Origin of the sequence: Achromobacter sp. (assembly GCF_050285565.1) — a bacterium.
Classification (GTDB): domain Bacteria; phylum Pseudomonadota; class Gammaproteobacteria; order Burkholderiales; family Burkholderiaceae_B; genus Achromobacter.
The window spans coordinates 174,492-194,310 of record NZ_JBLZXG010000008.1; the positions used below are offsets into that span (position 1 = coordinate 174,492).

Annotated in this window: 15 protein-coding genes; 6 read left to right on the plus strand and 9 right to left on the minus strand. The window is 56.8% G+C overall.

Going from position 1 to position 19,819, the window contains the following annotated elements:
• Nucleotides 1–229 precede the first annotated feature (229 nt).
• The 9 genes from ACN6O8_RS18355 to ACN6O8_RS18395 all read right to left on the minus strand — a co-directional run bounded on the left by ACN6O8_RS18355 (nucleotide 230) and on the right by ACN6O8_RS18395 (nucleotide 12,299).
• Entirely contained in the window at nucleotides 230–1,627 is a 1,398-nt protein-coding gene (locus ACN6O8_RS18355; protein WP_427992427.1) for a UvrD-helicase domain-containing protein, read from the minus strand.
• On the minus strand, nucleotides 1,620–3,392 hold the full coding sequence (locus ACN6O8_RS18360) for an ATP-dependent nuclease (RefSeq protein WP_427992428.1): 1,773 nt from the start codon (nucleotides 3,390–3,392) through the stop codon (nucleotides 1,620–1,622). The genes ACN6O8_RS18355 and ACN6O8_RS18360 overlap by 8 nt, the downstream gene beginning before the upstream one ends.
• 833 nt (nucleotides 3,393–4,225) lie before the next feature.
• The gene (locus ACN6O8_RS18365; protein ID WP_427992429.1) at nucleotides 4,226–5,107 is read right to left on the minus strand and encodes a plasmid partitioning protein RepB C-terminal domain-containing protein; all 882 of its coding nucleotides are present in this window, start codon (nucleotides 5,105–5,107) and stop codon (nucleotides 4,226–4,228) included.
• Nucleotides 5,104–6,006 carry a plasmid partitioning protein RepB C-terminal domain-containing protein gene (locus ACN6O8_RS18370; RefSeq protein WP_427992430.1) on the minus strand — a complete coding sequence of 301 codons (903 nt, stop codon included), beginning with the start codon at nucleotides 6,004–6,006 and terminating at the stop codon, nucleotides 5,104–5,106. Before ACN6O8_RS18370 ends, ACN6O8_RS18365 begins: the two co-directional genes overlap by 4 nt.
• A complete protein-coding gene (locus ACN6O8_RS18375) occupies nucleotides 6,003–7,568 on the minus strand; it encodes a recombinase family protein (protein WP_427992431.1) in 1,566 nt (521 codons plus the stop codon). Before ACN6O8_RS18375 ends, ACN6O8_RS18370 begins: the two co-directional genes overlap by 4 nt.
• A gap of 895 nt (nucleotides 7,569–8,463) precedes the next feature.
• Entirely contained in the window at nucleotides 8,464–9,540 is a 1,077-nt protein-coding gene (locus tag ACN6O8_RS18380) for a phage/plasmid replication protein, II/X family (protein WP_427992432.1), read from the minus strand.
• A gap of 272 nt (nucleotides 9,541–9,812) precedes the next feature.
• On the minus strand, nucleotides 9,813–10,058 hold the full coding sequence (locus ACN6O8_RS18385; RefSeq protein ID WP_173144128.1) for a helix-turn-helix transcriptional regulator: 246 nt from the start codon (nucleotides 10,056–10,058) through the stop codon (nucleotides 9,813–9,815).
• Between the two features lie 190 nt (nucleotides 10,059–10,248).
• On the minus strand, nucleotides 10,249–11,022 hold the full coding sequence (locus ACN6O8_RS18390) for a transcriptional regulator domain-containing protein (RefSeq protein WP_427992433.1): 774 nt from the start codon (nucleotides 11,020–11,022) through the stop codon (nucleotides 10,249–10,251).
• A 77-nt stretch (nucleotides 11,023–11,099) separates the two neighbouring features.
• Nucleotides 11,100–12,299: a tyrosine-type recombinase/integrase gene (locus ACN6O8_RS18395; RefSeq protein ID WP_427992434.1), complete on the minus strand. Its 1,200-nt coding sequence runs from the start codon at nucleotides 12,297–12,299 to the stop codon at nucleotides 11,100–11,102.
• A 746-nt stretch (nucleotides 12,300–13,045) separates the two neighbouring features.
• On the opposite strand from ACN6O8_RS18395, the gene hdeA reads away from it, so the two are divergent.
• From hdeA to ACN6O8_RS18425, 6 genes are all read left to right on the plus strand, one after another.
• Nucleotides 13,046–13,354 (plus strand): acid-activated periplasmic chaperone HdeA, encoded by a 309-nt coding sequence (gene hdeA / locus ACN6O8_RS18400; protein ID WP_427992435.1) that lies wholly within the window; start codon nucleotides 13,046–13,048, stop codon nucleotides 13,352–13,354.
• Between the two features lie 87 nt (nucleotides 13,355–13,441).
• The gene (locus tag ACN6O8_RS18405; protein ID WP_427992436.1) at nucleotides 13,442–14,842 is read left to right on the plus strand and encodes a glutamate decarboxylase; all 1,401 of its coding nucleotides are present in this window, start codon (nucleotides 13,442–13,444) and stop codon (nucleotides 14,840–14,842) included.
• Between the two features lie 212 nt (nucleotides 14,843–15,054).
• Nucleotides 15,055–15,324 carry a YtcA family lipoprotein gene (locus ACN6O8_RS18410; protein ID WP_427992437.1) on the plus strand — a complete coding sequence of 90 codons (270 nt, stop codon included), beginning with the start codon at nucleotides 15,055–15,057 and terminating at the stop codon, nucleotides 15,322–15,324.
• Between the two features lies 1 nt (nucleotide 15,325).
• Entirely contained in the window at nucleotides 15,326–16,378 is a 1,053-nt protein-coding gene (gene mdtN, locus ACN6O8_RS18415) for a multidrug transporter subunit MdtN (RefSeq protein WP_427992438.1), read from the plus strand.
• Nucleotides 16,329–18,296, plus strand: a complete 1,968-nt coding sequence (locus tag ACN6O8_RS18420) for an FUSC family protein (RefSeq protein WP_427992439.1) — start codon at nucleotides 16,329–16,331, stop codon at nucleotides 18,294–18,296. The genes mdtN and ACN6O8_RS18420 overlap by 50 nt, the downstream gene beginning before the upstream one ends.
• Nucleotides 18,286–19,812, plus strand: coding sequence for a TolC family protein (locus tag ACN6O8_RS18425; protein WP_427992440.1), 1,527 nt, complete (start codon nucleotides 18,286–18,288; stop codon nucleotides 19,810–19,812). Before ACN6O8_RS18420 ends, ACN6O8_RS18425 begins: the two co-directional genes overlap by 11 nt.
• The last annotated feature ends 7 nt before the right edge of the window (nucleotides 19,813–19,819 follow it).

Sequence of the window (19,819 nt, forward strand, 5' to 3'; positions counted from 1 at the left end):
GAGCAGGCCGGTTTGAAACAGTTCAGGGCGTTTGCATTCGTCGGTAAGTATTTAGTGCAAGCTCGCCTAGTTGGGTCGAATTTGCTACTCACACGCGAAATACGCTAACCAGACGCTAAGAGTGACGGAGCTTGCATTGAATTGAGAGCTGGTGCCGCGAGTATCGGCTTCATGGCTAGAAGAGCGCTCTCATGAGCGACAGCGTTACCAATGGCGACTCATGGCTCCATCAATAGGCTGGTACGGGAAGTTGGATGCTTCGCTTCGACGATGAAATGGTTAACGACCGCGTGGCCCGGGAAATCGCGACGTAAAAGAGCTTTGCCTGGGCTTTTTCCTCGTTGGCGAAATGGGTCGCGTCGGGGATGACAACATGGTCGAACTCTAGCCCCTTCAGCAGCAATGGAGTTGATACTGTGCGCTTGGGCAGCTTCCTACCAGAGTTGCTGACCCATTGCCGGACGTTGTGAGTCGCTACGACCATGGTGGCAGCGCGTCCTGCGGCTAGTTCTGCGCTCGCGCGCTCAGCGTCCCGCCAGAGTTCGTTGCGATAGAGCTTCCACTGTGGTCGTCTACGCGACAAGACGAAAAGCTGAGTGAGCGCGTCCGCGCCATGGCCTTCTCCGAGGTCTGGCACAAGCTTTCGCATCGCTTGTTGGACGGCGGTGTCTTCGGGATCGATTGGCTCTCCCTCTACCGTAGGTTTCTTGTGGAAGCAGTCGTCAATGAGGCTGGTAAAAGCGTGCAAGCGTCCCGTGGTGTCAGTTGCTCTATCCCATGCAAATGCGAAGTTGCGTAGCCGGTTGGCAGCAACCTCCTCGATTGCTTGGTAGCCTCCATTGGCAGCTTTCGCCAGCCGATAGCAGACGGTCTTGTTGCAATGAATGGCAGCAAAGCTGCCTTCCTTTCCATCAATGCCATCGAACAAAGTGGCCATATCGAAAGCATCGTCGGACTCGCGATAGGTGATGCGAGGGTCGGATAGGTCAATGGCTTCGCCTCGTATGAGCTTCACGCGAGTTTCGGCGATCCAACGCCCAAGGTCTGGATTCTTTCCCGCCCAGCGATGCGGTGTTTCAAGCGTGCATGCGAAAGGGAAGCTAGGATGAATCTCTCCGTCCCAGCTTAGAGTTGCACCAGCGAATTCGAAGATGCCTTGCATTGGGTCGCCAAAGATCAGAGTCGGAACGATCCCCGAGAGCTCAATCGCGAGCTGATGCTGCAAACCATGGCAATCTTGATACTCGTCGATCAGGATTCGATCGTAGGAGGCGGCTACGACTTCGCGGATTGCCTTGACCCCGAGGGCCCATGTCGCGCCACGGTAGAGCTGATTCCATTGTTCTCGAGTCTGAGGCATGTCATCGGGTGGCCGAGCCACTAGGGGGAACGCGTGGGCATAGCGCATGCACCAACCCGCGATGGTATCGACGGCAACCCTAGTGTGCGGTATGCCCAGCCGTTTCAAGCGGGCGCGGATAGCGTGCACACCGGCATGCGTGTGCGTAAGGATCAGTGCGCGCTGCCCCATCGCGGCGACATTAGCAATGATCTCCGTTTTGCCGTGGCCAGCGGGCGCAACGACGGCAGCGTTGCCCATGGCGAACAGATCGGTAGCGTCAGGCATACAGCCAAGCCTCGATTTGAGCGAGCACTGTCGCCAAGGGGGAAGCAGAGTTGTGTGTGGCGATCCGCCAAACCAAGGGAGCGAGGCCTCGGCCGATGCGTTGATCCTTGAACCACTTTTTCCTGGCGGCAACTTCGGCGATCGCCTCTCGGAGCTGTGTGTTGTTCAACGCCGAGTTGAGTCCCCAAAGGGTGAACTCCTCTCGGATTGCCTCAATGTCCAAATCGTGGATTCTGATCTCAAGGTTGTTGTTTATGGCATCATCGCCTCGCTCTTCTCGCGCGTAGGTCAGCAGTTCTTGAACCATCGAGTTGTTGGCAGCCAAAAAGATGGCCTGTTCCGTGTTCAGGGCACCGCCGTACTCGAAAACGGGAATATCGGCTCTCGCCAAGTCGGCTAAAGTAGCAACGGTCAGAGCTGTGTCCGAGTCGCGATAGATGGCGGTTGCGTAACCTAGATCCGCCAAGGCGAGCGCCAGCGAACAGGCTTGTTCACCATTACCGTCCGCGATTGCCGCACCCAGCTGCTCAATAGGTTGATTGTCATGGCGCGCGGACCAGTTCTCGCGCAATCCAAGAAGTAGGCCTAACTCGGTGTTCCCCTCCGTCACCAGGATACGACGGGCAAACAGCGCCCTGGGTGTAAAGCGCATAAGCGGTCGGATTGTGTCAGGCGAGACAGGGTGCGTGACCGTAAGCATCCGATTTGGCCGCGAAATCTGGACCATTCGAAGGCTATCCGCACCAGCTTCGCCCACGGCCACATCCGAGTGCGTGGTCATCAGGATATGCCCGATGGGCCTGCAAGTCTCTTGAGCCTTGTTCTGATCAGATTTGAGTTGGGCGATCGCTGCAATGATCCGATGCGGTTCGAGTCCGTGTTCGATTTCATCGACAAGCACAATAGCCCCCTCTGCGATTGCAGACTTCTGGATCGCCAAAGTTGCGAGTCGGCGGGTGCCAAGCCCGGCCAGGCGTAGAGGCACTCCGCTGTCATGGAGAGCGATGGAGCCTGACGACAGGCCTGAGCGACCCAATTCCAACCCGGGCTCGTAAGCGCCTTCCACGTAGGCCCCTAGACCCTTAGCGAACCTCTCTGCCATCTCCGCGGCATCGGCCAATGACTCAATGTCTCCCAGATTGGCGCTCGCCCGGGCAGCGCGGTAGGCTTCTGCCAAGCGCGCTGCTGCTTCCTTGCTGTCACCGGTAAGCCTGGCCAGAACGGATCCTTGGCCCCAGGCTAAGTGCCGAGCATCCTCGCCAGCGAGCCGCACAAGGCCAAAAAGAGCCCGGTCACGATTCGACAGTGTGCGAGGCTCTGCGAGCCGGTCGCACACAAGCTCCCATGACGGCTCCATAGCTGCGTCGACTGTAAGTCGGACGGTTAGCACCGGCTCATCATTATCCTCAGGCTCGTCACGTAGTTCTCCAGCAGCCGTCCATCCCCGAATGTATAGCCCGAGGCGTTCATCAGACTTGAGCGCTTTGGATAGTTCGCCGACCGTGGCTTCGATGATGATCGGGTTGGCGGTATCGCAGTTCAGAAAGTCGGGCTCCGTAAAGGAGAACCAGCGCGATGAAAGCGCTGCTTCAACTGCATCAAGCAGAGTAGATTTTCCAGAGTCACCTGCCCCGATAAGACAACAGAATGCCGAATGCGGCGTCCAATCTAGGGTTGCAATACCACGAAAATTCGCAATTTTTAGGTGTCGGATCTGCATGCGTTCCCTTTCGATAGGCGCCAGATATTCAACAGCGGGGTTCAACGTATGGTACGCCGCCGATAGTGACGTCCGCATTCTAGCGGCCGGAGAATCTGGATCATCTACCGGTAGTCCGTCTCGCGTAAGCGACTACAACTCGGAAGTGGTGATGTGGACGCTCCGGCCTGCGGCCCCGCAAGACCGGGCGGCATGTCCGCAAGCGTGCTTTATGACACTCGCAGATAACGAACCGCCAACTTCGGGGACCGTAAGCATTCGCATGACCCGCTGTAGCAAGCCCAACGCATCAGCCTCACCCGGTCTATGGGGTATAGGCCATGCGCGGCGGGGATAGCCTACAGAGGGCTTTCCGCCGGGAGGTCGATACAGCTCGCACCGCCGCAGGCGCGGAGAATTGAGGCTGGCTGGCGGTGACGGTAAAGAGGGTACGTGTAGCTCAGGCTGAAAGACCGGCGGCGCCTTGTGCCGACATGTTCAAAAGCCTAAGAGCACAGCAGGAGGCTTATTCGTAGAAATGGCGGGCAATATCCATTTGCCATCTCCGAAGAATGCTAGTTAAGGGCGCCTACAGATTCGCCAAGGAAATGGGGAAGCCCTAAGCGACCATTTCTTTTGCCAGAAGCGGCCCAGCATCCTTTTGCGGATTGTCCTTGAACGGGACTTATGTTGGCCGGAATCAAGTCAAAAATCGCTGAGGCTAGGCTGCACCGCACCGATCTAAAGTTGGCTCAGGAGTCGAGGGGGGCTTCCGCCAAGACTCTGTAAGCGCTCACTGCCGCTGTGAGCCATGTGCCTGTGCCAAATCGCTCAAAAAGGCCTTTTAGACATTGAAGATGATGAAACGAAGTGCGTAGAAAGGTCGGTCAATCGCTGGGTCACTTTTCTAGCGAGACGGTCTGAACAATGCGTTCAAACTCGGCTAGCATGCCCTGTTGGTGTCTTCCCAAGTACCTCCGAATGTTTTCGTTGCCCAGAAGCTTGGCAAGGAATCCTTTGGCAAGTACCAGATTCAGAACGTCTTGTCCGTATGACTGTTCAAACAGCTTAAACTGGCCGAAGACATTGCTCATTTCCTGCTCCATTTTGTCCGCTTGCTCGGGCGTGAGGCCGGCCAGTTTCTTCGGTTTTTTCTCGTCTACGAGCATCTCTTTCGGAGTAGCGGCGATCAGCGCTTGAGCGTAGGCAACAGTCATGTTGTTCGCGGCTACCATCAGCTCGACACATTCGATCTGTCGGGTGGGTCTCATCTTGCGCAGAACGGCCCCGAGATTGGCGGAGAAGTGTTGCTCCTTAAGGAGCTCAGCGGCCTCTTTGCAGACACCATCTAGCAAGTTCATCTTCTTCACGATTGACGTGATATCTACGTTAAGTGCCTTGGCAAGGCGCTCCTTGGGCACGCCGCGATCTACTGCCCTTCGGATCATGAGATGTTCCTGGATAGACGACAGCCGATTGAGGCGATTGTTGTATGTGTAGTTCTCATCGTCTGTCGCAACAAGACATGGGGCGACGTTGAAGCAGAGCTTTTGGAGCGCAAGCATTCGGATGTGCCCGTCCAAGAGGATGTGCAAATCTCCGGGGCGCACTGCCTTGCCAACCGTCAGCGGTTCGATCAATCCGATTTCTTCAATTGAGGAGAGAATCTGTTTGAACTTGCGTGTTTCGACCATTCCCTCCTGGACCTTATGCGATGGCAGGATCTTGTCTAGAGGCAGGCTTATGGGTTCAGGGATGAAGCCAAGCAGAGGAGAATTCATGTCACACGTCCCCCTGGCCAAACACGTTCTGCAAGGTATTTGGGGAACGTATCCAGATTCTCAGCCCGTAACAAGGTTGTGAAGTTTTCATCGTTCAACAGCTCCCGGAGAGCTTCGACAATGAAGAGCAGCCGTTGTTGAGAAAACTCTGCCTTTCTTATCATGAGCTTCTGACGCTCCACTTCGCGCTGATAGTTGCGGACTAGACTTGATGAAGTGACCGTTGTTTTCGATTGTGAGCGTCCGTGAGACACCGTGCGGCCAAAGGTGCGACGTCGATCAATTATCCGTCGTGCTTGTATCAACTGATTGCCGCGGAGATGGCCTGATTCGTATGCGTCTTGAAGGGCTGCTTGAATCGCTTTGTCGTCATTTCCGGCCCCCGCTATAGCGATAGCTGCATTGAGCGGAATTCGTCCGGTTTCGACAGCGGCAAGAAGCCGCTCTTCACCGTTTTTTAGGAGGTAGAGAATTCCCTGGATGTAGTCGGCACCAAGTCCGATTTTCTGCGCAATCGCGCGCTTATCGTAGCCCTGGTCGTGAAGGCGTTCTATCCCCTTCAACAGCTCTAGTGGATGGTATTTTCGGCGAGCGATGTTCTCTGCAAGGCTCATGATGAACGCATCCTCATCGTTCACGTCGACTACCAGAGCAGGGATAGTGGCCTCCCCCAGGCTTCGGAACGCTTTTAAGCGCCCTTCGCCACAGATCAACAGATACCGCTGCCTTCCATCAGAGGCCAAGCGGGTTGTGACAGTGATCGGCTTTTTGAGGCCGATGTCCCGAATGTTCGTCAAAATTTCTTGGAAGACGCGGCCATTGCGTTCTCGCGGGTTGAGGATGTCGATCTGGTCGACCGGGATCATCTGCAGGTCGGGCAAGGGTTGTGTCTTCATCATGCCGCCCTTCGTACGTAGCTGCGCTCAGCCATTCCGTAGAGATAATCCAGATCGTCAAACCGGTAGCTCTCAAACTCAATTCGATTATGGTCGGCAAGGTTGATTGTGGGCCAGCACAGGTCTAAGCGAGGCAGTAAGTAATAATCTTGCGGTGACTGATTCGACTCATTAAGGCGTACGGCCACCGTTATGTCAGGGGCAAGGCCGGTGTCAAACCGGATTTTCCAACGTCTGTGGCCTGTCTCAAGCGTCTGGCAACGGGCCAAGACTATGGAGACTGTGAACTCAGCATTCACGTCCAATAGGTCCGTCGCGGGATCGCGCCTGACAACTCCTCCCAGGGCGCAGATCATCTGTTCGGTGTGGCTCACGATGGCCGGATGGTACTGTCTGAGGAACTGATTGACTTCGAGATATTGATAGCTTCGATCTGGAGTAAAGCCAACGGCCTTGTATGCGCGAAGGAGACTTCCAAACCGGTGCGCGTAAGCTGCGGAAGACGGCATTCCCTCTGCTTCATCGATGATCAGGCCCGTGAGATATCCACGGCGTTGGAAGAGATTGCGCAGCTTGTTAAGCAGCTCTTCATTGCTGTAGCGATGGGCGCGTGCACGAAGGATTCCTTGGGCGGTATAGAAGAGCTCGCTGGGCACGATTGACTCAAACGCCCCGTCCCTGCGGATCCACATGTCTGGCTGGTTGATGATGCGGATTTTTTTAAGCTTGAACGATACGCGATTGTAGATGTTGTTGCCGATGTACTTCTCGTTGCTCAGGACCTGACGAACAGTCGCTCGAGTCCAGTTTCGCCCTAGATCGGTCTGAATCCCTTCGTCATTTAGCCGGGTAGCTATCTCTTGCTCGGAAGCTCCGTCATTGACGAACCAGCTGTAAATTTTATTGACTGTCGCGACTGCTGTTGCTGGTCCGGGCTTAAGGATGACCCTGTCGGTCTGGAGGCTCTTGTGCTCGCCACGCCCTAGTTCGCTCTTCACCATTCCCGATTGGTCGATCAGTACGCGTGTCAGGCCGTAGCCCGCTGGTCCCCCTTGTCGAAAGCCGAGCTCGATGAGCCTACATTGACCGGCGAAAACTTTTGCAGAGAGTTCGCGGCTGTACTCGCCAGCCATGGCTCGCTTCACGCCTTTAACGATAGTAGACACAGGTGAGCCATCGTTTTCAAACTGCTCAGCACAGTACTCAACCTGGATACCTGCACGTCGGCAGACATATTCGTAGTACGCGCTCTCATCTGCGTCTTGGAATCTACCCCAACGGCTGACGTCATAGACGAGGATGATTTGGAAGTCAGCCTGGTGTGATTCAACGTCTTTGATGAGCTGCTGAAGCGCTTGTCGGCCGTCCATGCGTAGTCCACTTTTGCCTTCGTCCGCGTAGGTCTTTACGATTTCAATGTGGCGTCGCTGCGCGTAGTCGCGGATTCTCATTGCTTGATTCTCAGTGGAGTACTTCTGATGATCGGTCGACATTCGGACATACTCTGCCGCGCGCAGTGTGACTTGCGATGCAGGGGTACCGATGAGGGGATCTTCCGCTTCCATGAGATTGCGCGTTCAAGGCGATTGGGGGTTGATGCTTTGGAGAAATTGCGAAAGGCGCTCGATGGGACGATTCGTGATGTGCTTGTGAGCTTTCTGGAGTCTTATCTGCTTGGCGGGCATAAGATGTAAGCCTTCCGTGAAGACAACGGTAAGGACTCGTTAGCGACCTGTCGATTACATCCTCTATTTGCAAGCATCTTTTTTGCAAGGGCATTGGTCGCAGACGGGAACCAGCTCCACGATCCAACCGGCGCGATTTTCGAGAGGATGCGCAGCGACGATTCGGAGTTGGTATATGCCATCGAGCGGCGCCGACGTGTCCATCTTTGCAATTGTTGATATGGACAGACGTGAGGGCTTTAATCGTTGGCGGTCACGGTTGCGCTCCGCATATGCAGGGTGGGTTTCGCGATAGTCCCTCCAGTAATCCGGATGACGCTCTTGCCATGCCCGTTGAGCGTCGCGCTGATTGGCTCGATATGCTGCATCGCTTTGTAGTTTGACTTGCTGCCACTGTCGCTTTCGGGCACGTTGGCATCCCTTGGAGGCACAGTACGTCTGGTCAGGAACTTGGGGGCGAGCCTGAAACAACTCGCCGCAGTAGGCGCAACGTTTGGTTGTCATCGGCGTTTCTCCTCGTGCCACTCCGGAAGCTAGTTGGCGATGTACTTAATTTTGGCTTTCTTCCTGGCAGCTTAGCGGTAGCGGGTCTGGATGAGCACTGGCTCTTAAGTGCCACGGCCGTTGGGACGGTGGTTCGCTTAAGGCCACCACACAGGATGCAGCCGGAGGGTTCCTCTTTCCCGTCGAAGCGAGACGAAGGGATGGCGAACGCCAACAAACAGTGGGGCGGCTGTGGCCCCGCTGTTTGCCGAGCCGGGCTATCGTCTACGGATTATGCTGCAGTTGGCTTGCCTTGAGTTGGCTTGGCTTGGCGCGGCGCCCAACCTGCTTCAATGAGCCACTTGGGCGTTTTCACGACGCGGTCAGGATCAGACATGAGATCCACCAATCTCATGGTTCGTTGCTCACGATTAGGGCAGCGCAGGTCAAGGTGGTGCTTTTCTCGAAAGCTCTTGCGGAAACGCTGAGTTGATCGCTCCGTGAACAACAATCGCATCGGCGCACCGAGTTTGTGAAAAGCGAGGTAGCGTTTTTCTGCCGGTGACAGACCCTCGAGCTCCTCGCCGGTAAGCGACCCGGAGGTTACGTTCCAGATCGGCATGCGTGCAAAGTAACGGCAAAAGGCGTTCGTCATGCTTTGGCGTGTCCAGTCGGTCACCCGAGTCATGCACAGCTTCTGGAGCTCTGGACGGCGAAACCGAAGCTCCACCCGGAGCATGCCCACAGTTTGCTCGAGCATACGTTTGAGGATTGGATTGTCGTCCTTGCGGCGGTCATGCGTTGCTTGCAGTTCAGGCCCCTTCGCATACAGTGCGATCAGGTAATCCTTGCCGAGACGTGGATTCCAGTACAGGGTCGTTGCCTGCATGAACATGGAACGTTGACGGGCAGCGAATTGCTGGCCAAGTTGAACAAGTGCCGAATTGGCATCCTCGTCGCTCCCCAAGTTCAGATTCATTGCTAGATCAAGCCGATCCACCACTATTTGAGCTGCACTCCATTGGGCGAGTTGCGTTTCGGGAAGCGACAGCTTTTCGGCAACCTTCTTCAAAAGATGGTGTGTGATCCATGGGAGGTTGATTCCCGTGAAGACATTTTGTCCATACAGAAAACCATATGCTGAGCCCTCAATTTGAAGCTCATTGCGTTGTTGGTCGTGTCGAACTTTGACTGTGTGTTGCCCGGCTTTGCCCTTTATGCACACGGCATAACTACCCATCTGTATTACTTCGCCATCAGGCGTAAGTCGCTGAGTGTACTGAGTACGTAGTTTTTCGCCGTGGTAAGGAACGCGTAGGATGACAGTATCAATGCCTATCGCTTCGGGAGATGAAATCTGGAGCTTCAATTCAGGATTCCTTGGATGCTTCTGTCGTGAATCTGGCCATTGGGTCGCTAGGGGTACGACAGAATGTGTATCTATATAAGGTAATGACTACCTCGCAAAGCGTTAGGCTGAGCGAGGCCCGCACGCCGACAAATCGGCGGCGTGCAGTTTTCTTGCGTTCTAATCGATGATGCGTCTTACGGTGCTACGAGATGCCGTGAACAGTAGCGATGCTGGGAGTGACGAACGGCGTTGGTAGGTGTGTGGAGCGCTGTTTTATGGCCTGAAGTGGCCTATCCGCGCTGGGCGGTGCGCTCAGACATCCACGACAGAATTTCGCGGCTGGACCAGCGGACGGCTTTCGGCCCGATCGGAATCGGTTTGGGGAATAGATCCCGCGCCATGAAGCTGTAGATCGATGAGCGACTGAGGCCGGTCATCTGTTCGACAGATTGTCGCCGCAAGAATGTCGTCCCGGCCTCTGCGTTTGCGGGAGAGCGTGTTGAGTCGGGAGACGCTTGGTTCAAAGGGAGCGACATTTATGTTCCTTAGAGTCGTGGTTGGAAAGCGCACGACTACTATAAGGAGACCAAAACGTCTCGTATAGATTGGCACATTACAGTACTGACGTGCTCCCCCCTTATGTGCGCGTCAGGTTTTCGAGGGGAGTACGTTGCGGTTCAACGTGAGCCCCCCCCGCGTGATTTTATTGCCCTAATGTTGTTCATCTCAGATAAGGGCTAGAGTCAAATAGTCCTTGCTGGAAAGTCTTCGTGCTGTCTTAAAACGATCTTTCTCTCTCTGTACTTTGGTATGCGCATCCAGTTCCTTATCCTCGCTTGGGTAAACCGTTTTAAAGCGTTCAGCAGGATTCAGCCTGTCCTCCTTTGCTTGACCCCTTAAGTCTAGTATCCGGAGGTGCGCAATGAGATCTTCAGGCTTGTTTATCTTCGGCTTGCGGGAAACCGGCTTTTCTAGTTTGTTTTTTTCGGCATATTTTCGCAGTCTTTCCTCTAGCTGCTTGTAGGCAAAGGTCATTCGCTTTTGAAGTAATTCGAGATCGTCGAGGCATGGAAGGATTTCTAAAAGAATTAGAGCTTGTCCTTTCTCCAGTGGAGGTATGTCAGAAAGATCCATGGGGTCTTCCTTTAGGTTGGCTCGAATACGAACGCCATCGAAGATTGGTTGGTTATCTCGCCCAGAACCATATTCCTCTTTCCAGTGTTTGAATTGAGTCAACCCGTAATTTCTGATTAATTTTTTCAGCTTGAGAATGCGATCCTCCCTCTCTTGAGGCAAGCTATCACAAGCCTTCTGGAATTCTTTATTCCTGCGTAGAAATTCCCAAGCCCAACGACTGGCTTCCCACGTTTCGTAGTCAACGTAGGCTGTCAGCTCCCTCCCGTTTGGAAGCTCAGAATGAGGAGCTGGAACTACAGACCATGTCCCCCTTAGCTTTCGCTTCGAGGACTTTTGCTTTTTGGGGGCAATGACTTCGTTCACCTAGGATTCCTTGGAAATGTGTTCATGTCTTGGTGTTTATAAGAATAAAGGTAAATAAAGTGCGTTCGATTTGAAGCTTATTGGGTCAAGAGGAAGGTGGCCCAATCGTCCATGAGAGCCAGTCGCTTCATGAATAGATCGCCACGAGCGTAGGCGGCCTCGGATTTGTCTTTAATGGTGTGCGCCAACGCAGCCTCGGCGATTTCTCGAGCGTGAGCAGTGGTTTCCCCCACCCAGTCCCGAAAGGTAGAGCGGAATCCATGCGCAGTGATGTCGCCGCGGTTCATCCGTTTCAGCAGCTGGAGGAACGCCATATTTGAAAGAGGGCGCCCCACCTTCTGCCCGACGAACACATAGTCATCACCGGTCGCGTGCTCCGTCCGCGCTTCATGCAGAAGCTCAAGCGCAGCTTTGGACAGAGGTACACGATGCTCTTTGCCCGCTTTCATGCGCTCAGCAGGAATTGTCCAAGTGCCAGCCGACAGATCGATCTCCTTCCATTGAGCCCCAATCGTTTCGTTGGTACGGGTCGCGGTCAGGATGAGGAAGGCCAAAGCCTTTTGCGAGTTGCTGGATTGGGCTCGCAGCGTTTGAAAGAACGCAGGAGCATCCTTGTACGGCAATGCAGGATGATGTTTGACGCGTTGCACTTTGGATCGCTTGGGCAGCAGATGATCCAGGTGTCCCTTCCAGCGTGCGGGATTCTCGCCAGTCCGATAGCCGCGAACGGTCGCCCAGTCCAGGATGGATTCGATCCGGCCGCGTACCCGCGTGGCGGTTTCTGTTTTCGTTTGCCAGATCGGCTCAAGTACCTTGAGTACGAGCGGGGTATCGATGAGGGAGACAGTTGCTGTACCGAAGACTGGGCTTGCGTATGTCCTCAGCGTGTTTGTCCACTGATCAGCATGTTTGGCATTCCGCCAGCCCGCCTGGTGGGCTGCGATATATGCGTCGGCGCATTGATCGAACGTGATCGAGTTGGCCGCAGAGAGCTTTTCCGCTATCTTGGCGGCGCTCTTGGCCTCCAGGGGATCGATCCCTTCGAGCAGTTGCTGACGGCAGGCGAGTGCCTTGGCGCGGGCCTCGGCAAGGCTGATCGTATGAAGAGGCCCTAGGCCCATCCCTCGGGCACGCCCGTTGCGCATATAGCGCAGTAGCCAGGACTTCACGCCAGCCGCTGTAATCTGCAAATAGAGGCCGCCGCCATCGCTATACAGCCCCGGCTTTTCCAGGCGGGCTGCCCCAATGGCCGTGAGCCTGTTGATTGATCGCGCCATTTATTCAACTCACAAATTGACTATCAAAATTATAACGGATTTGATAGGAATTCATTGGTATCCGGCGGACAGTATTTTCCGAAATATTGTTGTTTTTAAAGGAAAATTTTGTATTTCCTGGACTGTCTCGGAATTAATGTTGGCGGCCCCTCTGTCCGCCAAGAATGCATATAAGCCATTGATTTCACTGAGAAATCAAGGGCTTTTTTTTTGGCCTCGCCTGGCTGGCCGCCGCTCGCTGGTTGGCACTGGGTATCCTGGGTTTCGCCCGCCGCACCCATGCCGGTCAGCAGCGTTTGCGACTCGCCGTCCACAATACTCGTACCGCGTGCTCATCGCAAACGTGATTGCCATAGCGCCAAATCACGGCAACACATGATCAATAAAGCCGGCGGACTGGCGCGCCTGAATCGCGCGGCGAACAACAAAGGCTATGCGATCCAAGATTATTTTTAATATTAACTATTACGCTTTCTAATCTGGATTTGAGAAAAGTACGAAACAACGTGAAAAATATCGTTGTTTCAAAAAATAAGTGGTATCTTGTTGCCACATTTAGTCGACACGAGACAAAATGATTCGCCAGGAAAATCGGTTGTGGCGCTGGCATATTGCCGCAGTCTGGTTCGTCAAATCCGCCACCGGTATCTTGGCAATTTCGCAGGAGGCATGGCGTGTGCGCTCCAATCATGCCAGGCTGAATTTCAATCGGAGCAAAGGCGTTTCCACATTTCGGAGAAATAGAGATGAAGAAAACTATCGTTACCCTCGCTCTCGTCGGCATGGCTGCTGTCTCGGCTTCGGCAAACGCCGATACGACTAAACCCGTCGCGCTCTGGCTGTGCAGTGATTACCTAGCCGTGAATGAAACGTATCAGCCGACCGTGCTGGGTTTCGCGGAAGCGGTGAATCGTCAAGGCAAGCCGACGGAAGCCACGTTGGACGTGGAGGGGATTACCAAGGTCAAGCCCGAACTGCTGACCTACTGCAAAGAAAATCCGAAAATTGCCCTGCGTGATGCGTTGATCCAAAGCTGGGGCAAGGTCAAGAAATAAGACCGGCTGACGCAGCTCCTTAACTTGATCCGTCCGGGAGGGGGGCTCGCGCCTAGCCCGGCACGGAACGTCTGCTGAAGGATTCCCATGCCGCTACACGCCAAAAACTCCGTCCGCAACGCCTTGCTGGATGACGTCTACGCAGCTACCGATCTATCGGTAGCCATGCCAAAATTTAAAATCCCAGAGAAGGAGCACGACCCCCGTCACGCCTACCAGGTGGTGCATGACGAACTCATGCTGGATGGCAATTCCCGGCAGAATCTGGCCACGTTCTGCCAGACCTGGGTAGACGAAGAAGTCCACAAGCTGATGGACGAGTCGATCGATAAGAACATGATCGACAAAGACGAGTACCCGCAAACCGCCGAAATCGAATCGCGTTGCGTACAGATGCTGGCTGATCTGTGGAACTCGCCCGCCGCGGCCAATACCATGGGTTGCTCGACAACCGGGTCATCCGAAGCCGCCATGCTGGGCGGGCTGGCGATGAAATGGGCATGGCGTAAAAAACAAAAGGCGGCAGGGCTGCCGACTGATAAACCCAACATGATTTGCGGTCCAGTGCAAATCTGCTGGCACAAATTCGCGCGCTACTTCGACGTCGAGCTCCGTGAAATTCCGATGGAGAAGGGCCGGCTCATCATGAGCCCCGAAGAAGTGATCAAGCGCGTCGACCAGAATACGATCGGCGTGGTTCCAACGCTGGGCGTCACGTTCACGTGCGAATACGAACCCGTCAAAGCGGTGCATGATGCGCTGGACAAGCTTCAGCGCGACACTGGCCTGGACATTCCTATTCATGTGGACGGCGCAAGTGGCGGCTTCCTGGCGCCCTTCTGCGCGCCTGAGCTGGAATGGGATTTCCGCCTGCCGCGCGTCGTGTCCATCAACACGTCGGGTCACAAGTTCGGTCTGGCGCCGTTGGGTGTGGGCTGGGTTGTGTGGCGAGATGCCGCACATCTACCCGAGGAATTGATCTTCAATGTGAACTACCTTGGCGGGAATATGCCGACCTTCGCGTTGAACTTCTCGCGTCCCGGCGGGCAGATCGTGGCCCAGTACTACAACTTCCTGCGCCTGGGTAAAGAGGGGTATCGGCGCATTCAAGACGCGTGTTACGACACCGCCGGTTATCTGTCGAAAGAGATCTCGAAGTTGGGGCCGTTCGAAATACTGTACGACGGCGATCGCAGCCGGGGCATCCCGGCGCTGTGCTGGAAGCTCAAGGACGGCATCAAGAATCCGGGATTCAATTTGTATGACATGGCCGACCGGCTCCGTTCGCGCGGGTGGCAGGTACCGGCGTACTCGATGCCGGCCGATCGTCAGGATCTGGTGGTTCAACGCATTTTGGTTCGGCATGGTGTAAGCCGCGATCTGGCTAGTCTGTTGCTCGACGATTTCCGTCGCGCCATGGATTATTTCGCCAAGCATCCCGTGGCGGTGCAAGGCGAGCAGGACGAATCAGGCGGCTTTCACCACTAGAGCCGGGGGCTGTTCGCGGCGGATGCGGGAATCAGAGCCACTATCCGCCGCGAATGTCGTTCCGGTCGTTCACTCGCTATTTGACGCAGGGTGGGCCAGACGGGTAAAGGATGTCGAGACAGGCATCAGTGCGGACCCGACGCGCCCTCCCAACATGTATTACGCCAAGCACTCGATGGCGGAAAGGTTCGCGGTCCGAGGTACATCGTTTCATGAGCATCCGTCTAGTCAGCGCAGTGGTTGTCGCGCCATGGTTTCTTGCGGGATGCGCGCAGAGCCGGCCTCCCTATGTGGTGCTGTTCGACTCGTACTTTCCGTCGTGGATAGCGTGCGCCGTCGCGGGCTGCCTTGCCGCGATCATCATGCGTGTGCTGCTGGTGAGAGCGGGCATTGACGAACTTCTGCCTTTCAACTTTCTGACTTACCTGGCGTTCGCGGCCGCCGTCATGTTTTTGCTGTCTCTCCTGATCTTTAGCCGATGACATGCCGCTAGCGCCGAAACCTTCCCATCGCCGGCGGACGATTGCGATCGCTGTGTCAAGTGTGTTTGGCGGCCTGGCGGTCGTGTTGGGAAGCTATTATTTCTCACGCATTTACGCCCGCCCACTGTCCGAAGATGCCGTCCTGACCGCGAATGTCGCACGCATGGCCGCCAGTGTTCCGGGGCGCGTCGAGACGCTCGCCGTGCGGGAAAACAGTCTGGTCAAGAAGGGCGACCTGCTGTTCAGAATCGATCCAGAGTTCTATGTGCTGCAACTCGAACAAGCGCGTGCCAACCTGAAAGTGGCTGAGGCGGCATTGGACGCCCGGGACCGAGGCATAGCGGCGGAAGGCGCCAACGCAATGATTGCCGCCGAGCAGATTCAACGTGCCCAGGTCAACCTCGCTCACGCCACGCAAACGCTGCAACGCCTGCAGGGCTTGCTCCCCAAGGGCTACGTCACCGCCCAGCAGGTGGATGACGCCCAGACGCTGAAACGCAATGCGGAAACCAGTTTGAAGGAAGCGTTCGCACAGCGTGATGCCGCCGACTCGCTTGTCGGGACGAACGCAGGGGCCACCGCTCTGGTCACGCAAAGCCGCGTTCAGGTCGCGATCGCCGAGCGCCAATTGCGTGAAACCGAGGTGTACTCGCCCAACGACGGTCGCGTGGTTGGCCTGTCGATCGCCCGGGGAGACTACTTGCTGCCCGCGCAGTCGGCTTTCAGTCTGATCGACACCACAAATTGGTACGCGTCGGCGGGCTTTCTTGAAACGGAACTGTCCTTGATCCAGCCTGGTGCTTGTGCCCGCGTGTATGTCGCCGCCGATCGCACCAGAGCGCTTTCCGGGACGGTCGAATCGATCGGCTGGGGCGTCGCTTCCGAGGATGTGATCCCGATTCCGCGCGGCCTTCCCTACGTGCCGAAGACGCTGAACTGGGTGCGTGTGGGCCAGCGTTTTCCGGTACGCATTCAGCTTAAGAACCCGCCGCAGGATTTGATGCGTGCAGGCGGCTCAGCCACCGTCATTGTCCACGCCGATGAAAAGTGCTGACACCTGGAGCCGGTTCTTGCGCCTGGCGGCGCACGATGTGGTCGATCCCTTTCCAGGCCGGTTGGCGCAAGCCTGGCGTATTGCGCTCGCGTGCGCGCTGACCGCGATGATGGCGGCGATCTACGGCATACCCGAAGCCGCCATCAGTTGTTACCTGGTTTTTTTCGTGATGAAGCCGGACGCGGCGCAAGGCTCGTTGCTGGCGGTCGCGCTGGCCGTGCTGGTCGTCCTGGTCGTGCTGCTGCTATTCATGATTACGCGCTGGACTATCGAGATCCCGGCGTTGCGCGTGGTTGCGATTGCCACAAGTTCCCTCATCCTGCTTTACCTGGGCTCTGCCAGCAAACTCGGAGAACTGGGCGGTATCGTCGCCCTGGTGCTGGCCTTCGCGTTGACGCTGCTGGATTACGTGCCCTTTGGCGAGGCCGCTACGCGCGGCATTCTCTACGCATGGCTCATGGCGACCATGCCAATGGCCTGTGTGTTGGCGGTCAACCTTTTTCTGGGCCGAAAGCCGATCCAGGTTTTGCGGCAAGACATCGCAGAGCGCCTGCATGCTTGCGCTGATTGTTTGGCGCGCCCTGGCCCTGAGTCCCGCGAACGCCTGCGTAATCTTGTCGGGGACGGGCAGGAGGACATGCTGGGAAGAATCGCGGTGACGCGGCTGTTGGCGCTGGGCCGCGCCGATGAAATCCGCCGCTTGGCGCGCGCGACGCAAGAGAGCTATCGGATAGCCACGATCGTGGTGAATCTGCCTTCCGATGTGTTGCCTGCCGGCCACCAGGCGCTTGCGCGCCAGGCGCGCGGCATCGCGCTGGCGTTGGGGCAAGGCAAGCCCGTCCTGGCGTCCGAAGAAAAGACGTCTGACCCGTCCGTGGCCGCTCAAGAAATCCAGGATGCATTGGATCGCATGACCGGCACGCCCACGCGCTATCCAAGGCTGGCCCCGGGAGATTCATTCTTCCGCTCCGACGCCTGGACGAATCCCGTTCACATGGGCTATGCCTTCAAGACCACGGCGGCGGCGCTCGTCTGCTATCTGATCTACACGGCGGTGCAATGGCAAGGCATACACACCGCACTGATAACCTGCTATGTCGCCGCGTTGGGATCCGTGGCCGAAACCACGCATAAACTGCTGTTACGCATTGTCGGGTGCCTGATCGGCGCAGCGTTGGGCATGGGGGCCATCCTATTTCTGATGCCGCACATGGTGTCGGTAGGTTCCATCATGGTGCTGGTGTTTGTGGGCACGTTTTTGTCGGCGTGGGTGTGGGTCGGAAATGCACGTGTTTCGTATGCCGGCGTGCAAGTTGCACTTGCCTTCTTGCTGACCGTGCTGCAAGGATTCGGCCCGACTTTCGACCTGGGAACGGCGCGCGATCGGATCGTCGGCGTGCTGCTGGGAAATTGTGTCCTGTATTTCATGATGACCCAGTTGTGGCCCGTGGGCGTGATCAAGCGCGCCTGGGACAGCCTGCATCAGGCGTTGAACCATCTAGCACGAATGGCCAGGCCCGCGGCCGCAGATATGTCCGAGCAGGATGCGCGCGACGTATGCCTGTCGCACGCATCGAAACTGGCGGAAAGTGTGGCGCAAGCCGAACATGCGCTGGCGCTGGCTCAGTTTGAAAGCTATCGGGAACGGCCGTCGCTTTCCGATATGCGGCGCCTGACGTCTGTCGCCGATGTCGTGCGCCAGACAAGTTGGCTGTTGACGTTGATGCCCGCGCATCGTGACGCCATTTTGGCGTCGCGTCTGGAACGCTTGAGCGCATTGACGGCGAGCGATGCAAGCCTGAAGGCACCGCTCGATGGCGCATCGGCAAGCGCGTCACTACAAGAATCGTCTTCCCCGGATAGCCGCGTCCTGGATCGAAGCGTGCGTCGCCTGGAGGCCTTGATCGATGTCTGCTGACTCGCGCGCGCTTCTCCGCTTGCGTAACGCTGCGATCCTCGGCGCGGCGATGTTGGCGGGCTGCGCCAACACCCTGGGTGACGCGCCATCGTCCGCCAGCCGCGCGTGGACGCCGCGCTCTGTGCCCCCAGATTGGCGCGAGCTGGCGACCCACGGGGCCGCCGCCTCGTCGTCCGCTGCAGCATCGGCTCTACCCGTCACGCCGTCCGCCGATCAGGTCTACGATCTGCCCGCGCTGATTGATGTGGCTCAACGCAACAACCCAGCCACCCGTATTGCCTGGGGCCAGGCCCGCCAGGCCGCTTCGGCGGTGGGCATTGCGGAAGCCGCGTACCTGCCGGTGCTTTCTGCACAAGTGATCGGCGGTTACCTGTCGACGCGCCGGCGTCTGCCCGATGTGCTGAATCACGAAGTCCGGGTCGATTCGAGTGTCAACGGCGTCGTGCCTGTTCTGAGTATTGAATGGCTGCTATTCGACTTTGGCCGCCGCGCCGCCGCGAATGAGGCGGCGCGCAATCTATCGATTGGCGCCAATTTCATGTTCAACGCGATGCACCAGAAGCTGGTGTTTGACGTCACGCGCACCTACTACGAGTACGGCGCGGCGCGGCAACGCAGTCAAATCGCCAAGGAAGCCGTGCGCAACAGCGTGGCCGTGAGTGACGCCGTCCGTGCTCGCCGCAAGGCAGGGTTGGCGACCACGGTGGAGACGGCGCAGGCGAGCCAGTTGGTTGCGCAGGCGCGCCTGCGGCAAGTCACTGACGCCGGGCTGGAGCGAAATGCCTATCAGGCCATGCTGGATCTCTTGGGGGTGCCGCCGGATACTCGCGTGCGTATCGCAGACAGTGCAAGCGTCCCGCTGCCGACACCCCAAGAACTGCCTCAAGGGGGCCTCCTGCAGCGCGCGTTGGCGGATCGTCCGGACGTCATGGCAAGCATTGCCGCGCTCAAAGCCGCCGAGAATGGCGTCGAACTTGCGGATGCGGATTTCATGCCAAAGGTATTCCTGGCGGGCTTTGTGCTGGGTGGACACAACGAGCTGTCCATTGGCCCGGTTTCCGGGCTTTCAAACAGCGGCGTGACGCGCGGCATTTTGCTGGGTGCGTCGTTGCCGCTGTACGACGGCGGGATGCGCCGTTCGAGGGTGCACGATGCGCAATCCCGGGTCAAGGTTGCCCGGGCCACGCTTGAGAAGCTGCGCAACTCTGCCATGAGCGAGATTGTCGTGGCGGCCAACTCGTTGGAGACAGCGCTTGAATCCTATGACGCCGCCGAGCAGCTCGTCAGCACGACGGAAGTCACCTACGGCGCCGCCCTGGACGCCTACACGCTCGGCCTGGGAACCATCACGGATGTGACCGAGGCCGCCAACGGCCTGCTCCTCGCCCGCAGCGCGCGCGCCGATGCGCACGCCGGCGCGCAGATTGCCGCAGCGATGCTTGCATTTTCGCTAGGAAAGCTGAATAGCCAGCAAGAGCCGTCGGACTGGCGGACATTGAACAACGCTTCAGACTAAGGAATAG